Origin of the sequence: Mycolicibacterium pulveris, from assembly GCF_010725725.1 — a bacterium.
Taxonomy (GTDB): Bacteria; Actinomycetota; Actinomycetes; order Mycobacteriales; family Mycobacteriaceae; genus Mycobacterium; species Mycobacterium pulveris.
Window position 1 is genome coordinate 2,129,807 of the sequence record NZ_AP022599.1, and the last position, 14,386, is coordinate 2,144,192.

The following is a 14,386-nucleotide window of genomic DNA, read 5'->3' on the forward strand; positions in this document are numbered from 1 at the left end:
AGCCCGTAAACGACGACATGACGAAGATCGGACCTGCTCATTCCCGTCACAATTCGATGTAATCCGCATTGGGCACACGCTGAGCTGGGCAATGGCGTTAGCGTTACTCGACGAGCGTCGAATGTAAACCGCGAGCTGAACGAGGACGTCCACCGTGAGTAGATCAGCCCTTGCCATCACCGAGGAACACACCGACCTGGCCGATTCGGCGTTTGGGCAGCTCAACCGCCTGAACAGCCGGGCCACCGCGCGCGCGACGCTGGAGGACGGCCCGTCGCACCCGGCCGACGTCTGGTCGGCGGCGGCCGAGATCGGCTGGCTCGGCCTGGCGATCGCCGAGGAGCACGGCGGCTCGGGATTCGGTCTGGCCGAGTTGGCCGTCGTGCTGGAGGCCCAGGGGCATGGGCTGTGCCCGGGGCCGTTCCTGCCGAGCGCGGCGGCGGCGGTGGTGATCGACCGGTGCGCGCCAGATTCTGTTCGCGCTGAAGTCCTTCCGGGCCTGGTCGACGGCTCACGGGTGGGCGCCCTTGCCGTGTCGGGGACGGTGGCGGTCGGTGCCGATCGTGCGGTGACCGGCGAATGTCGGGCGGTGCTGGGCGCTCCCGACGCGGATCTGCTGGTGGTGATCGTGGGCGAGGACGTTGCCGTGATCGACGCGACCGCCGACGGGGTCACCGTCACCGCGCTGGAGTCGTTGGACACCACTCGCAGTATCGGCTCCGTCGCTCTGCACGACGTGACGGTGGCCGAGGACCGGGTGCTGCGCGGTGCGGCGCGCAAGGCGCGCACCGTGTTTCGCACCCTGGCTTCGGCCGAGGCGGTCGGGGTCAGCTGGGCCAGCCTGAACATGGCGGTGGAGTACGCCAAGGTGCGTGAACAGTTCGGCCGCACCATCGGCACCTTCCAGGCCGTCAAACATCACGCTGCCGACATGCTGGTGAACGCAGAGGTGACCACCGCGGCCACTTGGGATGCGGCGCGTGCCGAGGACCTCGACGGTGCCTGGTTCGCCGCCGCGGTGGCTGCCTCCCACGCCATCCGCACCCAGATCTTCAACGCGCAGAACAATATTCAGCTGCACGGCGGTATCGGTTTCACCTGGGAGCACGACGCCCATCTCTACCTGCGCAGGGCCCGCACCCTGGCGGCGCTGATGGCCGAGGCCGGCGACCCGCTTCTCGACGTCGTCGACGCCCAACGCAGCGGTCACGCCCAGGGCGCGTCGTTCACCCTTCCCGCCGAGGCGGAGCAGTACCGCGAGCAGGCCCGCGAAGCCGTCCAAACCCTGCAGTCGCTACCCGCCGAGCAGCAGCGCGACTTCCTCGTCGACTCCGGATACCTTGTGCCCCACTGGCCGAAGCCATGGGGTCGCGGGGCGGATGTACTCGAACAGCTGGTCATCGAAGAGGAATTCCGCGGGGTGGAACGCCCGGACCTGGGCATCACCGGATGGGTGACGCTGACCATCGCTCAGGCCGGCACCGACGAGCAGCGGGAGCGCTGGGTGGAACCGGTGCTGCGCGGCCAGGTGATGTGGTGCCAGCTGTTCTCCGAACCGAATGCCGGCTCGGACGCGGCCGCGGTGAAAACCTCGGCCAAGAAGGTCGACGGCGGCTGGCGTGTCACCGGACAGAAGGTCTGGACCAGCCTGGCGCACATGTGCCAATGGGGCTTGGCCACCGTGCGCACCGATCCCGACGCGCCCAAGCACGCGGGGGTGACGATGATGGCGATCGACATGAACGCCCCTGGCGTGACGGTCAACCCGCTACAGGGCCTGACCGGGCACGCCCACTTCAACGAGGTCTTCTTCGACGACGTCTTCGTTCCGGACTCCGACGTGGTCGGCGACGTCAACAAGGGCTGGCTGGTGGCCCGCGCCACGCTGGGCAACGAGCGGATATCGATCGGTGGAGGCTCAGGCGGCTCAACGGGTTTCGCCACCGAGGATCTCGTCAAGCTGCTCGATGGCATACCGGCCGACACCGCAGCGCACTATCTGCACCGGGCGGGAGAGGTCATCGCGGAGACCCACACGCTGCGGTTGCTCAACCTGCGCCGGATCACCCGCGCGATCGCGGGCTCCGAACCCGGCCCGGAGGGCAACGTCACCAAGCTGCTGGTCGCCGAATCCGGTCAGCGGATGACGGAACTGGCCATGGAACTGGCGGGCACCGCACCGGTCGTCGGGCAGGCACCGACGCTGACCCTGGCATACCTCGGAAACCGGGCGATGACGATCGCCGGTGGCACCTCCGAGATCACCCGCAACACCATCGCCGAACGCATTCTCGGCCTGCCGCGCGACCCGCTGCTGAAGTAGCCTGATGGCACGCGATTTTGGTCGATCCTCGACCGGAGCGCCAGCGCGAAGCTTTACTGATCTGGTGTCGCGTAACCGATCTTCCCGTCCTCGTCCGGAATTTCATCCCGAGTTGCGCCGCGCCGCGCGGCTCGCTCCCAAACATCTCATCAGCCCGATCACGATGCCCATGATTCGGATGGCGACGCGGGCGATGTGGCGCCGGGTTCCGCGCGACATCGAGGCACTGACCCTGCCATCCGGGGTCGGGGTGCGGCTGTTCCGGGCCGCCGGCGGGTCCGCGACGGGGCCGGCGTTGTTGTGGATCCACGGCGGTGGATACGTCATCGGTCATCCGGCCCAGGATGACGTGTTGTGCCGGCGATTCGCCCGCGAGCTGGGCGCCACCGTCGCCTCGGTGGACTACCGGCTGGCGCCCGAGCACCCGTACCCCGCCGCGCTACAGGACTGCTATTCGGCGTTGACCTGGTTGGCGGCCCTGCCGGCGGTGGACCCGGCGCGGGTGGCCATCGGTGGGGCCAGCGCCGGCGGCGGGTTGGCCGCGGCGCTGGCCCTGCTGGCCCGCGACCGCGGCGAGGTGGCGTTGGCGGCGCAGTTGCTGGTGTATCCGATGCTCGACGACCGCACCGCCGAGCGCCACGATCTGGACCACCCCGGCCATCGGTTGTGGAACCAGTCGAGCAACAGGTTCGGCTGGGCCGCCTACCTGGGCGACGCGGATCCCGACGTGGCGGTGCCCGCGCGCCGCGAGGACCTCAGCGGGTTGCCGCCCGCCTGGATCGGCGTCGGGTCCCTGGACCTCTTTCACGACGAAGACCTGGCCTATGCCGAGCGGTTGACGGCCGCCGGGGTGCCGTGCGAGGTCGAGGTCGTCGACGGCGCCTTTCACGGCTTTGACGGCATCGCGCCCAAAGCCGCGGTGTCCCAGGCATTTTTCAACAGCCAATGTGCGATGCTGCGCCAAGCGCTCGCGCCTGCGGCCGCTCAGCGCACGTTCATGGGGCGACCGACGCGCGTAGCTTGCCGGCCGGGGCGGATGTGAGCGCGTCGGCGACAGCGTCGAACGGAATCGGGTCTGCCACCACCGAAGCCCACGGATAGGTGTGGCGTGTGCGGTTCAGGAAGTCGATCGCGGCGTGAAGGTGGCGCGGTTCATAGTTGTGCACCCCGGTGACCGTCAGCCAGCGGCGCACAACGGTTTCCGGGTCCACCGGGACCGGAGGCGACGGCATCACCGAGCCGGCCAGGACCAGGATCCCGCCGACATCCAGGCGCGCCAGCGCGTCGCCGACCGCCGCCGACGAGCCGGAGAAGTCGACGGCCACGTCGACCGGGCCGCCGTGGTCGGGCGCACCCCCGAAACAGCGCGCCAACTCCACGCGCCGGGCGTCGACATCGGTGATCGACACCGCTGCTCCGGCGTCGGCGCAGGCGGCCGCGGCGGTGACCCCGAGCATGCCTGCCCCGCAGACCAGCACGCGACGACCGGCGAGGTCCCCGGCAGGCTCCAGTGCCGCCATCACCGTGGCGGTGGCGCACGCGGCGGGCGCCGCCACGGCGTCGGGAAGCCCCGCGGGCACCGCGACGACACAGCCACCCGCCGGTAGCACGACGTGTTCGGCGTAGGCACCGGACAACGGCCAGTCACCGTCGAACGGTTCGTGCCCGATCTTGCGCACCGACAGGCACTTGGCGGTCCGTCCGGACCGGCACCGCGGGCAGTCGCCGCAGCCGACCGTCACCGACCAGACGACGCGTTGCCCCACGGCCACCGGTGCGTGAGGACCCGCTGCGAGGACGTCGCCCACGGCCTCGTGTCCCAGCACCGACGGGCAGGGCGCGGTACGCCGCCCACGCACCGTGTGCAGGTCGCTGCCGCACACGGTGGCCAACCGGACCCGCACGAGCGTTTCGCCCTCGCGCAGTTCAGGTATCGCCACACTCCTGATGTCGACCCCGGTGCCGGTCCACACCGCGGCCCGAGTCACACGAGGCGAGAGCGGATCCAACCCGACAACCTCTCGATCGCGTAGACGACGACGAAGATCACGATCACGATCGCGCCCGCCACGTCGAAGTTCAATGTGCGGATGGACTCGAACAACAGAAAGCCGATGCCGCCCGCGCCGACGATGCCCAAAATCGTTGAGGTGCGGATGTTCACGTCGAACATGTACAGGCTCGAACCGACCATCGCGGGCATGGCCTGAGGGATGACGGCCGAGAACAGCGTCTTCCACCAGCCGCCACCGACCGAGTGGACCGCCTCGATGGGCCCGGGATCGATCTCTTCGATGGAATCGGCGACGAGCTTGGCCAGAAAGCCGATCGATCCGATGGCCAAGGCGCATGTTCCCGCGACCGGTCCCAGGCCGAGTGCGGCGACGAAGATCACCGCCAGAATCAGCTCGGGCACCGCGCGCACGAGCAGGATCCACCCGCGTGCGGCCCAGTACATGGCCGCGTTCGGGGTGATGTTGCGCGCGGCCAGAATGCCGACCGGGATGGACAGCACGATCCCGATCGCCGTGGCCACCACGCCGATCGCGACGGTCTGGACGGTCGCTTCGAACAGCGCGCCTCCGAGCGTCGCGAAGTTCGGCGGGATCATCCGGGCGAAGACGTCGATCGACGGTCCCACCCAGGTCAGCAGGGACAGCGGGTTGATCTTCAAGACCAGCAGCGCCGCGACGGTCAGGCCGATGAGTAGCCCGCAGAACCCGAACCGCATGGCGCGGTCGCGGCGCGGGTTGGAAACCGCCGGCGTGAGCAGCATGCGCCGCACCGCGATCGCGACCAGTTCCATCGCCGCGATGACGGCGAGGATGACGAGCACGATTCCCAGTGCCCGGGGATAGATCAGGCCGCGCAGCGCGTCCTGCAGCGCGAAGCCGATACCGCCTGCGCCGACGAACCCGAGGACCACCGACATCCGCAGGTTGATGTCGACGCGATAGATGAAGGTGCCGATCCACGACGGAATGGCCTGCGGCACCACGGCGTTGACCATCTCCCGCAGGTACCCGACCCCGGTGCTGCGCACCGCTTCACGCGGTCCAGGGTCGGTCTGCTCGATCGCGTCGGCAAACAACTTGCCGAGCATCCCGATGGAATGCAGTGCCAGCGCGAGGATCCCGGGCAGCACCCCGATCCCCAACGCGCGGACAAACAGCACCGCGAACAGTAGATCGGGCATGGCCCGGCAGAACGTGATGATCGCCCTTGCGACCGCATACACCGCCGGGTGCGGGGTGGTGTTTCGCGCCGCCAGGAACGCCAACGGCACCGAAGCGATCGCGGCGAGCACGGTGCCGAGCACCGCCATCAACAGCGTCTCGACCGCCAGCACCCCGATCCGGCCCGGGTCGTCGAGCCGGGGCGGCAGCATCCGGTCCAGCAGCGCCCAGATTTCGTCGAGCCCGTTGAGCAGGGTGGCGGGCGCGAAGTCGATCGACCAGGCCGATAGCACGGTGCAACCCAGGGCGGCCGCGGCGAGCAGCGGCAGCAGCCCCGGCCGCGGCGGGCCGGCCGGTCGACCTCCGGTGTGCGAGGCGACCGGGCGGTCCTTTACGGTGCTGCTCAAGGCCAACCCGAAGCCCTGGCCGGCGCGGTGACGTCCGGTTGCACGCGCCGATAGACCTCCATCACGTCGTCGTGCGTCATGCCCACGGCGGGCCGGTCGAGGATCTTATGGCCGTCGCGCAGGCCGATCAGCCGGTGCGCCCAGCCCAGCGCGAGGTCGACCTGATGCAGGGTGCACACCACGGTGAGCTTTTCCTCGATGCACACCCGGAACAGCAGATCCATGACGACGCCCGCGTTTTCGGGGTCCAGCGACGCGACCGGTTCGTCGGCGAGCAGCAGACCCGGGCGTTGCATCAGCGTGCGGGCGATGGCGACCCGCTGTTGCTGCCCACCCGACAGCGTGTCGGTACGGCGCTGCGCGAAGTCGGCCAACCCGACCCTGTCGAGGTGGGTCATCGCGTCCCGCCGCATGGCCCTGGGGAAGGTCAAGGCGCCGTATCGCGGAAACGTGAGCCTGCCGAGCCCGCCGATGAGCACGTTCTCCAGGCAGCTCAGCCGCCCGACGAGGTTGAAGTGCTGGAACACGAACCCGACGTTGCGTCGCAGCTTTCGGACTTGGGCTCGGGAGGCTTGATCGACGCGCACCCCACCCACCTCGACGCTGCCGCTGGTGACCTCGTGCAGTCCGTTGAGGCAACGCAGCAGGGTCGATTTGCCGGATCCGGAAAGCCCCAGTAGCACAACCATTTCACTGCGACGCACATCGAGGGAGACGGCGTCGAGCGCGGTGGTGTCACCGAACTTCTTGGTGAGGTCGCGGACCGAGACGACGAGGTCGTCACCCGCGACCGCGGGGTGCTGCAGATCCGGGGCAGCCATCGTCAGCCCTTGCACTTGTCCGAGCCGGTGACCTCACAGACCTTGCGCACGCCGTCATAGTCGGAGTCGGCGGCCTCGACCACCCCCCAGACCCGTTCGTCGGTGATCAGGCAGGCGTCGCCTTCGCAGAACCCCTCGGCCTCGAGCACGTCGGCGTTGGCCTTCTCGGTGAACAGCGCCTTGAGCTTGTCGACGGTCTCGGTGCCGAGCGCCTCGTTGGCGACGAAGACCGAACCGGCGATCATCTCCGATTTCCACACCGTCTTGAGCTGGCCCGGTTGCAGATCGCCCTTCTCGATCATGGTCTTGTCCACCATGGTGTCGAAAGCGAACCCCGCGTCACAGTCACCGGAGGCGATGGCCAACGCCGAGGCGTCGTGACTTCCGGCGTAGACGGGTGTCACCGCCGCCGAGATGTCGGCCTCGGAGCCGGACTTGACCACACCGGCTTCGATCAGCCCGGCCGAGGGATACAGGAAGCCCGACGTCGAGCTCGGGTCGACGAAGCACACCGTCTTGCCTGCGAAGTCTTCGAGCCCGTTGACGGCCGCATCGTCGGCTCGGGCCAGTCCGTAGGACTGGTAACCGGGCTCCTCGCCCTTTTCGCCGACCACCGCGCCCAACGGGGTGATCTTGGCGCCGTTGATCATGGCGACCACGTAGGAGAACGGGCCGAAGAACGCCAGGTCGACGTTGTCGGCGATCATCCCCTCGACGACCCCCGCGTAGTCGGAGGCCTGCACGAACTCGACCGTGGCTCCGGTTTCCTTCTCGAGCAGCTGGATCAGCGGGTCGTAGCTGGCCTTGAGATCGGCCGAGTTCTCGGCCGGAACCGCGGCCAGCGTCAAGGTTGCGGGGAAGCCCTGCTCGGTGGTGGCATCAGATCCCGAGCCCGAGCTCGAACATCCGGATGCGACGAGCGCAAGGCCGGCGGCGGCCGCCGCGATGGTTCGCACATTACGAAAGCTCATGACGCATAGTCCTTTTCGTATCAATCAGTACAGTCAGCTGGACAGGATGAGTTCGGGAAGTTCGGTGACGGAGTGCAGCACGTGCGTCGCGCCGGCGGCCCGCAGGTCCTTCTCCGCGTGCGCCCCGGTGAGCACGCCTGCCACGACGGCGGCGCCGGCGCGACGCCCCGCGAGGATGTCGCTGGTGGTGTCACCGACCACCGCGACCTTCGCGACGTCGTCGATGCCGGTACGCAGCACCGCGGTCAGGACGAGATCGGGAAACGGGCGTCCGCGCCCGGCGTCGGCGGGGCACAGCGACAGATCGGCGATGTCGTTCCACCCGAGCACCTCGAGGATCTGGTCCTGGGTCGACCGGCTGAATCCGGTGGTCAGCACCACCTTGACGCCTTCCTCGCGCAGCTTGGAAATGGCCTCGGCGGCACCGGGAATGGGCAATACACCGTCGGCGACGTAACGCGCGTAGGCTTCCTCGAACGCGTGGTTGGCGGTTTGCGCCCGTTGTTCCGCTCCGAACAGCGTCCTGAACACGTCGATCTTGGATTGCCCCATCGTGTCGAGGACGTAGGTGCGCGCCTGCTCGCGTTCGGGGCCGTCCTCAGGAACTCCGGCGGCGGTGGCTGCGACATCGAACGCGCGAAGCACCAACCCGTCGTCGGCCACCGTGGTTCCGGCCATGTCGAGTACGGCCAATTGAATGCTTCGGTGTTGCATGGCGTTTCCTTTCTCGGAGATCTCAGAGACCGATGAGGTCGGCGGTCTGCTCGGCGAACGCCGGCGCCATCGTCATGCCGCGCCCGCCCGCGCCCGTGACGATCCAGGTGTTCTTCTCCGGCGAGGTGCGGCAGATCAGCTGGTCCGGATCCACACACTGGCTGTAGACCCCGGCCCACCGCCGGTGGATCGGCGGTAACGGGCGACCGAGGAACTGCTCGACGAGGTCGACAAGGTACTCGTAGGGCGCCTCGGTCACGTCGAACCCGAACGGCTCGTCGTACTCGTGGGTGTCGCCGATGGTCAGGCCGCCGTGCAACCGCTGCGCGCACAGCAGCTGCATGCGGTGTTCGGATGCCACGTGGTCCTGGGATTCACTGTGCTGCAGCGTGTTCAGCGCCGCGCCGGCGTATCCGGGGTAGTACCGGAAGCTGTCGCCGTCGGCGATGGCCGTGGTCAGCTCCTCGCCCAGGGGGGCGGTCTGCATCATCTGCAGTCGGACCCGACGGACGGGCAGCTCACCGGCGACCTCCCGAACCAGGCCGCCGTGCACGGCCCCGGCACAGATCAGGATCAGGTCGCCGTCATGACGGGTTCCGTCATCGTCGCGGATGCCTGTGCCGTCCAGCGAGCGCGCCTCGGTTCCGGGAAGAAACCGGTACCGGCCGGTGGCCGCCAGGTGTTCGCGTATCGCGGGCAGCGCCTGCCTCGACTCGACGACGCCGTCGCGCGAACAGTGCAGGCCCGCCAGGTATTTCCCCCGCAGCGCCGGGTTCAGCGCGCGTACCCGATCCGGATCCAGGAGGGCGAAGCCCCGATCGACCGCGTCACCGCGGGCCACCACTTCCTCTGCCACCGCGACTTCACCGGGGGTGCGCAGCAAGGTCAACGATCCGGCTGGGCGAAAACCGATGCCGGGGATGTCGGCGGCCAACTCCTCCCACAGTTGCCGGGACCGCAGCGCGGTGCTGAGTTCGCCTCGGGCGCGTCCGGACACCCAGATCAGGCCGAAGTTGCGGACGGTCGCGCCACGGGCCTCGACCTCGCGTTCCAACTGCACCACGTCGTGACCGCGGCGGATCGCCTCGAGAGCGTGCGTGGTACCGACGATGCCGCCCCCGACGATGATCACCCGCATTGCGCCGACCATTCCGACTCCGGGGAACCCGGGTCCGACGGCGAGGTGTTGCCTTACAGAACAACAGGTTAAGAATTGGTATAGACCAATTTCGGGTACGGTTCTGGGCGTGACTGTTCTCGACGAGGTGGACGAACTGCTGCGTTCCCTGCGTGGGGTGTGGGACGAGGAGGCGGTCGACGAACTCGACCACGCGCTGCAGTCGGCGACGCGGGCGTTGGCCGACGGCGCCGATGACGAGCTGGTGCTCGCGGCGGCGCTGCACGACCTGGCGCACAGCCCCCTGTGCGGCGCCGTGGACACCGCACATCATGACCGCATCGCCCGGGACTGGCTGTCGCCGAGGTTCGGTGTCCGCGTCGGCTGGCTGGCAGGCGCGCACGTCGCGGCGAAGCGGTATCTGGCCGCCACGGTGCCCGGCTACGCGGCCACGCTGTCGCAGGTTTCGGTGGACACCCTGCAGCACCAGGGCGGAGCCGGTGTCGACCCGGCTTTCGTCGACCATCCCTGGTGGGCCGACGCGTTGCGGCTGCGGGGCTACGACGACGCGGCCAAAGACCCCCATGGTCAGGCCGTGTCGGTCCGGGAGGTGATCCGTGTCGCGGAACGGGTCCTGGCGCAACGCTCTTCGCGGTGAGCGCCCCTCAGCGGCTGCCGAAGCCGTACTTGGTCCGCACCGGCATCGATGCCATCCTCGCCGAACTCGCCGAGGGCGATGCCGTGCCGTCCGAGCGTGAACTCGCCGTGCGATTCGGGGTGTCCCGGGAGACCGTTCGCCAGGCGCTGCACGAGCTGTTGGTGGAAGGGCGCATCGAACGCCGCGGTCGCGGCACGGTGGTGGCGCAGCCCAAACTCGTTCAGCCCCTTTCGTTGCGGTCCTACACCGAAGGGGCCGCCGAACGTGGACGCACACCCGGCAGGCTGCTGGTGACGTGGGAGGACGTCGCTGCGACTCCGGAGATGGCGGGCGCGCTGGGGATTTCGACCGGCACCGCGGTGATGCACCTGGAACGGGTGCTGCTGGCCGACGGAAAGCCGATCGGCCTGGAAAGCACCTGTCTGCCGAAGAGTCGGTTCGCGGCGCTGGCCGACACCTTCGACCCCGGCACCTCGCTGTATGCCGCCATCAACGCCACCGGTGTGGTTTTCGGCTCGGCGGTCGAGCGCATCGAGACGGTTCTGCCGTCGCCGCGCGAGGCCGCGCTACTCGAAACGACGACCGCCATGCCGATGCTGCTGTTGAACCGTCGATCTGTCGACACCGGCGGTGCCCCGATCGAGTTGGTGCGCGCCCTGTTCCGCGGGGATCGGGTGGCCTTCGAAGCCGTTCTGACCTGACGGCGGCTCAGCCGCGCTCGAACACGAGCTCGCCGGCGATCAGCGTCGCCGCCACCAGGTCGGCGTCGAGTTCGCCGCGCACCTCGGCAGGCGGCGCGGACAACACCACCAGGTCCGCGGGCCGGCCCACATCGACGGTCCTGGGCACGGTCGGCCGCTCCGGCGTGCCGAAGAACATGCTCAGCGCGGTGTCGGCGGAAATGCGTTCGTCGGCGCCGAGCACCGCCCCGCTGCCCGTGGTGCGGCGTACCGCGGCGCGCATCGTCTGCCACGGGTCGCCGTCCCCAAACGGCATGTCGGTGGACAGCGCCACAGGCACCCCGGCGTCGATCAGCGAGCGCACCCGCCACAGCTCGCAATGCTCGGCGGCAGGCACGTCCTCGAGGTACTGGTCGCCGCGCTCGACGACGAAGTTCGGCTGCGTGACGACCGTGACGCCGCATTCGGCGAGCTGCGCCAGGGTGTCGTCGGGCACCACCGCCGCGTGCTCGATGCGGTCCCGCGGGTGCGTGCCCGCCGCCTGTAGCGCCGAGAGGGTGACCACCAACTGCGCGGCGGTCACGCAGTGCACCGCGACCGCGACGTCGTCGGCGTGCCGCGCGGCGATCCAAGCCGTGAGCGCCTCGAGGTCGAGTTCGGTGTCGTGCAGGATCCGCTTGCCGGGGGCCAGCCAGTGCACCCGCTGGCGTAGCTCGCCGCGGCGGTGCGCGAGCGTCAGCTTCACGACGTCCTCGGCGTCGAGATCCGGGGTGGCGTCGGTGACCCCCGTGACGCCGCGCGCGCACAGCGTCGCGCTGACCTCGGCCAGCCCGGTTTCGTTGCGCTGCAATGTGTCTGACCAGGCCGAATCGGAGCTTCGCAGCCTGCCGTCGGGGTGGTCGGGCTGCCCTACCCGGGCGAGGCCTGCCGAGTTCAGCGTCCACAGCACCCCGCTGCGGTGTTGCACGCGGACCGGCACCGCGGGCGACAGCTCGTCGAGCACCGTGCGGTCCAGCGGCCCCGCGACCGCCTCGTGGTAGCCAACGGCCCGGATCCAGCCGTCGGCGCCGACGTCGGCGGCGGCCAGCACCCGGGCCAGGTCCGCGCGGCCGTGCACGTCGCCTGGGCCCACGCGGACCGACGTCAGCGCCGCGGCCGCCGACCGAAGGTGCACGTGATGATCGTGCAGACCCGGAATGACGGTCGCGCCCGCGGCGTCATAGACCTGCTCGCCCGGGCGGGGATCCAATCGCTGGTCGAGGGCCACGATGCGGTCGGTGACGCGGACGTCGACGACTACTCCGGTCAGCAGACAGGCCTGGCGGATCAGCACGAGCCGAGCCCCCGGTCGGTCAGCATCTGCTCGACGGCGGCGTTGTCCGCACCGAGCGGCGCCGCACGCCCGGCCAGCTGGGGCATTGCCGCGCAGTCGGTTTCGCCCTCATCGGGCAGTTCGGCGTAGTCGGCGGCGACGGCGGCCATGGACATCTCGATCAGCTCACCGCCGCCGTCGCGCAGCGATTCGGCGAGGGCCAGCGCGGCCTGCAGCCCGGTCAGTGGGTCGGCGATGGCATCACCGCAGAACACCGGGTCCGCAGGCGTTCCCCCGATCAGGCATCCCGACACCGCGGCGTCGTCGCCGAACGCGACCCAGTTCGCCCGGTCACCGTCGGTGCCGTGACCGGTGACCCGCAGCCAGACCCGGCCGTCGCGCGGTTGCACGTCGGTGGGCCCGAGCCCGCGGCGGGCCAACGCGGCCGGGCGCGACGACTCGATCACGATGTCGGCGGCCGACAGCAACGACTTCAAGGTGGCCGGTTGGTCGAAATCGGCGACGTAGGAGAGCTTTCCGTGGTTCATCCAGTCGAAGAAGGCGGGCGGGCCGGACCGGGCGCCGTCGGGCCGGGCGGCGCTTTCGACCTTGACGACGGTGGCGCCTGCCCGCGCCAGCAACTGCCCGCACAGCGGGCCCGCCCACATCGACGACAGATCGGCGACCAGCAGGCCTGCCGGGCCGCGGGGCGTCGTGGCCGCGCCGAACGGAAAGCGTCGCGGCGGCCCGGCCGGTGTCTCGCCGAGCGCGGCGACCGGCAGGCCGAGCAGCCGCGCCCGGTCGGTGACGTCGACGGCGTCGTTGGCCGCGACCCAGCGGTGCACGGCCGGCCACGGGTCCTCGTCGACGGTGTCGCGCTGCAGCAGGGCGGGCACGGCGTCGATGTCGTCGGCGCGCGCCAGGGTCAGCGCGCACCAGCCGTCGCGGCTGGGCATCAGATGCGTCGCACCGCCCGCGGAGACCCGGCCCTTCGGGGACAGCCCGAGCATCGTGGCCCGCCCGGCGACAAGCTCGCCGGCATCGACTTCGACACCGGTGAGCTCACCGAGCGCGTCGGCCGCCTGCCGTGCGCGGGACAGCACGGCGAGCGGGACGACCAGAGAGGCCATAGGCCCATTGTGGTTCCGGCTCATCGGCCGTCCACCCGGGGGGCGGATTCGCGCTAAAACTGCAGCGCAGTGAACCGCCAGTCCAGCACCTGGCGTTCGGGCTCACCGGCGGCGTAGACGAGCGACCGAAGTTTCAGCACCCCGCCGCGACCGTCGGGCAATGGTTCCGCGGCATCGATGTGCAGCTCGCTGTAGAGGGTGTCGCCCTCATGCACCGGCCCGGTGTGATCGCACGACTCCCAGCCCAGCACCGTCACGAGGTTGGGTAGCAGCCGGGTGGTCTGGGCCAGCGCAAGGCCGATGGTGTGCCCGCCGTACACCAGCCGGTCACCCGCCACTCGCGAATCGTGGTGGGTGGCCGCGATGTTCAACGTCAACCGGGCGAGTTCGGGTGCGCTGCTGACCACGTCGGCCGAGCTGTGCAACACCGTGCCCGCGATACCGGGATCGAAGTGGGCGCCGGGCACCTTTGCGCGGTAGGCGTCGGCGTCCCAGTCGGCCGTGGGGTCGGGCAGTTGCGGTTCGACGGAGCCGATCGTCGAAAGGTCGTCGGCGTGACCGGTGTCGGGCGCGCCGTCGCGCAGCGGGAGCATCGCGCAGCGGTAGAAGTCGAGCACCAGGCGCCCGACGTGGTCGACAGTGGTCATCCGCAGCGCCGCCAGGCCCGTTGGCGCGCGGCCGGGCTTCACCGAGTTCTGTTTCAGCCCAACGACTTCGGTGCGGGTGAACAACGTGTCGCCGATTACTGGGAATCGGTGAAACGTCAGGCCGCGATAAAAGAGGTTGGCCTTCACCCGCTGGGTGACCAGCGTCGTCTGGCCGATCGCCACGTCACAGACCAGCGCCGGGTGGGCCAGCGGGGCAGACGCGCCGGTGACGGCCGTCGCCAGGTCGGCGTCCAGGGCCAGCCGCAGCCGGTCTCCGACGATCGACTGGTGTACGGCCGCCGCACCCGGCGTCAACGTCATCGACGGCGCGGTGTCGAAGACCTGGCCGACGTGCAGGTCGTCAAAGAAAGGGCCGCTCACGGCTGCACATGTTGGCATTGGGCCGCACAAAGTGTCAATATGGCCGTAC

At 69.5% G+C, this 14,386-nt stretch carries 13 protein-coding genes; 4 read left to right on the plus strand and 9 right to left on the minus strand.

Features of this window, described 5'->3' with window-relative positions; all coding sequences use genetic code 11:
* Positions 1-154: 154 nt before the first annotated feature.
* Together G6N28_RS10260 and G6N28_RS10265 are read left to right on the plus strand one after the other, a co-directional pair.
* A complete protein-coding gene (locus G6N28_RS10260) occupies positions 155-2,323 on the plus strand; it encodes an acyl-CoA dehydrogenase family protein (RefSeq protein ID WP_163899950.1) in 2,169 nt (722 codons plus the stop codon).
* A 163-nt stretch (positions 2,324-2,486) separates the two neighbouring features.
* Complete coding sequence (locus tag G6N28_RS10265) at positions 2,487-3,365, plus strand: alpha/beta hydrolase (RefSeq protein WP_235674534.1); 879 nt, start codon at positions 2,487-2,489, stop codon at positions 3,363-3,365.
* Here G6N28_RS10265 and G6N28_RS10270 read toward each other — a convergent pair.
* From G6N28_RS10270 to G6N28_RS10295, 6 genes are read right to left on the minus strand one after another with little or no spacing between them, the layout of a single operon-like run.
* The gene (locus tag G6N28_RS10270) at positions 3,319-4,332 is read right to left on the minus strand and encodes a zinc-binding dehydrogenase (RefSeq protein ID WP_163899952.1); all 1,014 of its coding nucleotides are present in this window, start codon (positions 4,330-4,332) and stop codon (positions 3,319-3,321) included. The two genes, G6N28_RS10265 and G6N28_RS10270, sit on opposite strands and share 47 nt — an antisense overlap.
* A complete protein-coding gene (gene phnE, locus G6N28_RS10275) occupies positions 4,308-5,906 on the minus strand; it encodes a phosphonate ABC transporter, permease protein PhnE (RefSeq protein WP_163899953.1) in 1,599 nt (532 codons plus the stop codon). Before phnE ends, G6N28_RS10270 begins: the two co-directional genes overlap by 25 nt.
* A complete protein-coding gene (gene phnC, locus G6N28_RS10280) occupies positions 5,903-6,727 on the minus strand; it encodes a phosphonate ABC transporter ATP-binding protein (protein WP_163899954.1) in 825 nt (274 codons plus the stop codon). Before phnC ends, phnE begins: the two co-directional genes overlap by 4 nt.
* A 2-nt stretch (positions 6,728-6,729) precedes the next feature.
* On the minus strand, positions 6,730-7,698 hold the full coding sequence (locus G6N28_RS10285; RefSeq protein ID WP_163899955.1) for a phosphate/phosphite/phosphonate ABC transporter substrate-binding protein: 969 nt from the start codon (positions 7,696-7,698) through the stop codon (positions 6,730-6,732).
* A gap of 33 nt (positions 7,699-7,731) precedes the next feature.
* Positions 7,732-8,412, minus strand: a complete 681-nt coding sequence (locus G6N28_RS10290) for a phosphonatase-like hydrolase (protein ID WP_163899956.1) — start codon at positions 8,410-8,412, stop codon at positions 7,732-7,734.
* A 22-nt stretch (positions 8,413-8,434) separates the two neighbouring features.
* Positions 8,435-9,550: a TIGR03364 family FAD-dependent oxidoreductase gene (locus G6N28_RS10295; protein ID WP_163906077.1), complete on the minus strand. Its 1,116-nt coding sequence runs from the start codon at positions 9,548-9,550 to the stop codon at positions 8,435-8,437.
* 109 nt (positions 9,551-9,659) lie between these two features.
* On the opposite strand from G6N28_RS10295, the gene G6N28_RS10300 reads away from it, so the two are divergent.
* Together G6N28_RS10300 and G6N28_RS10305 are read left to right on the plus strand one after the other, a co-directional pair.
* Positions 9,660-10,187 (plus strand): HD domain-containing protein, encoded by a 528-nt coding sequence (locus G6N28_RS10300; protein WP_163899957.1) that lies wholly within the window; start codon positions 9,660-9,662, stop codon positions 10,185-10,187.
* Positions 10,184-10,888 carry a GntR family transcriptional regulator gene (locus G6N28_RS10305; RefSeq protein WP_163899958.1) on the plus strand — a complete coding sequence of 235 codons (705 nt, stop codon included), beginning with the start codon at positions 10,184-10,186 and terminating at the stop codon, positions 10,886-10,888. The genes G6N28_RS10300 and G6N28_RS10305 overlap by 4 nt, the downstream gene beginning before the upstream one ends.
* 7 nt (positions 10,889-10,895) lie before the next feature.
* Here G6N28_RS10305 and G6N28_RS10310 read toward each other — a convergent pair whose 3' ends face one another.
* The 3 genes from G6N28_RS10310 to G6N28_RS10320 are packed head-to-tail and all read right to left on the minus strand — an operon-like array spanning position 10,896 to position 14,355.
* Positions 10,896-12,200, minus strand: a complete 1,305-nt coding sequence (locus G6N28_RS10310; RefSeq protein ID WP_163899959.1) for an amidohydrolase family protein — start codon at positions 12,198-12,200, stop codon at positions 10,896-10,898.
* Positions 12,194-13,309, minus strand: coding sequence for a CoA transferase (locus tag G6N28_RS10315; RefSeq protein ID WP_163899960.1), 1,116 nt, complete (start codon positions 13,307-13,309; stop codon positions 12,194-12,196). Before G6N28_RS10315 ends, G6N28_RS10310 begins: the two co-directional genes overlap by 7 nt.
* A 53-nt stretch (positions 13,310-13,362) precedes the next feature.
* Positions 13,363-14,355: a MaoC family dehydratase gene (locus G6N28_RS10320; RefSeq protein WP_179962054.1), complete on the minus strand. Its 993-nt coding sequence runs from the start codon at positions 14,353-14,355 to the stop codon at positions 13,363-13,365.
* Positions 14,356-14,386: the final 31 nt, after the last annotated feature.

Bases quoted from the DNA above. Each gene is read 5' to 3' on its own strand.
- phnC (WP_163899954.1), bottom strand. From the start codon at position 6,727: ATGGCTGCCCCGGATCTGCAGCACCCCGCGGTCGCGGGTGACGACCTC.
- G6N28_RS10265 (WP_235674534.1), top strand. From the start codon at position 2,487: ATGCCCATGATTCGGATGGCGACGCGGGCGATGTGGCGCCGGGTTCCG.
- G6N28_RS10295 (WP_163906077.1), bottom strand. From the start codon at position 9,550: ATGCGGGTGATCATCGTCGGGGGCGGCATCGTCGGTACCACGCACGCT.
- G6N28_RS10315 (WP_163899960.1), bottom strand. From the start codon at position 13,309: ATGGCCTCTCTGGTCGTCCCGCTCGCCGTGCTGTCCCGCGCACGGCAG.
- G6N28_RS10285 (WP_163899955.1), bottom strand. From the start codon at position 7,698: ATGAGCTTTCGTAATGTGCGAACCATCGCGGCGGCCGCCGCCGGCCTT.
- G6N28_RS10290 (WP_163899956.1), bottom strand. From the start codon at position 8,412: ATGCAACACCGAAGCATTCAATTGGCCGTACTCGACATGGCCGGAACC.
- G6N28_RS10320 (WP_179962054.1), bottom strand. From the start codon at position 14,355: ATGCCAACATGTGCAGCCGTGAGCGGCCCTTTCTTTGACGACCTGCAC.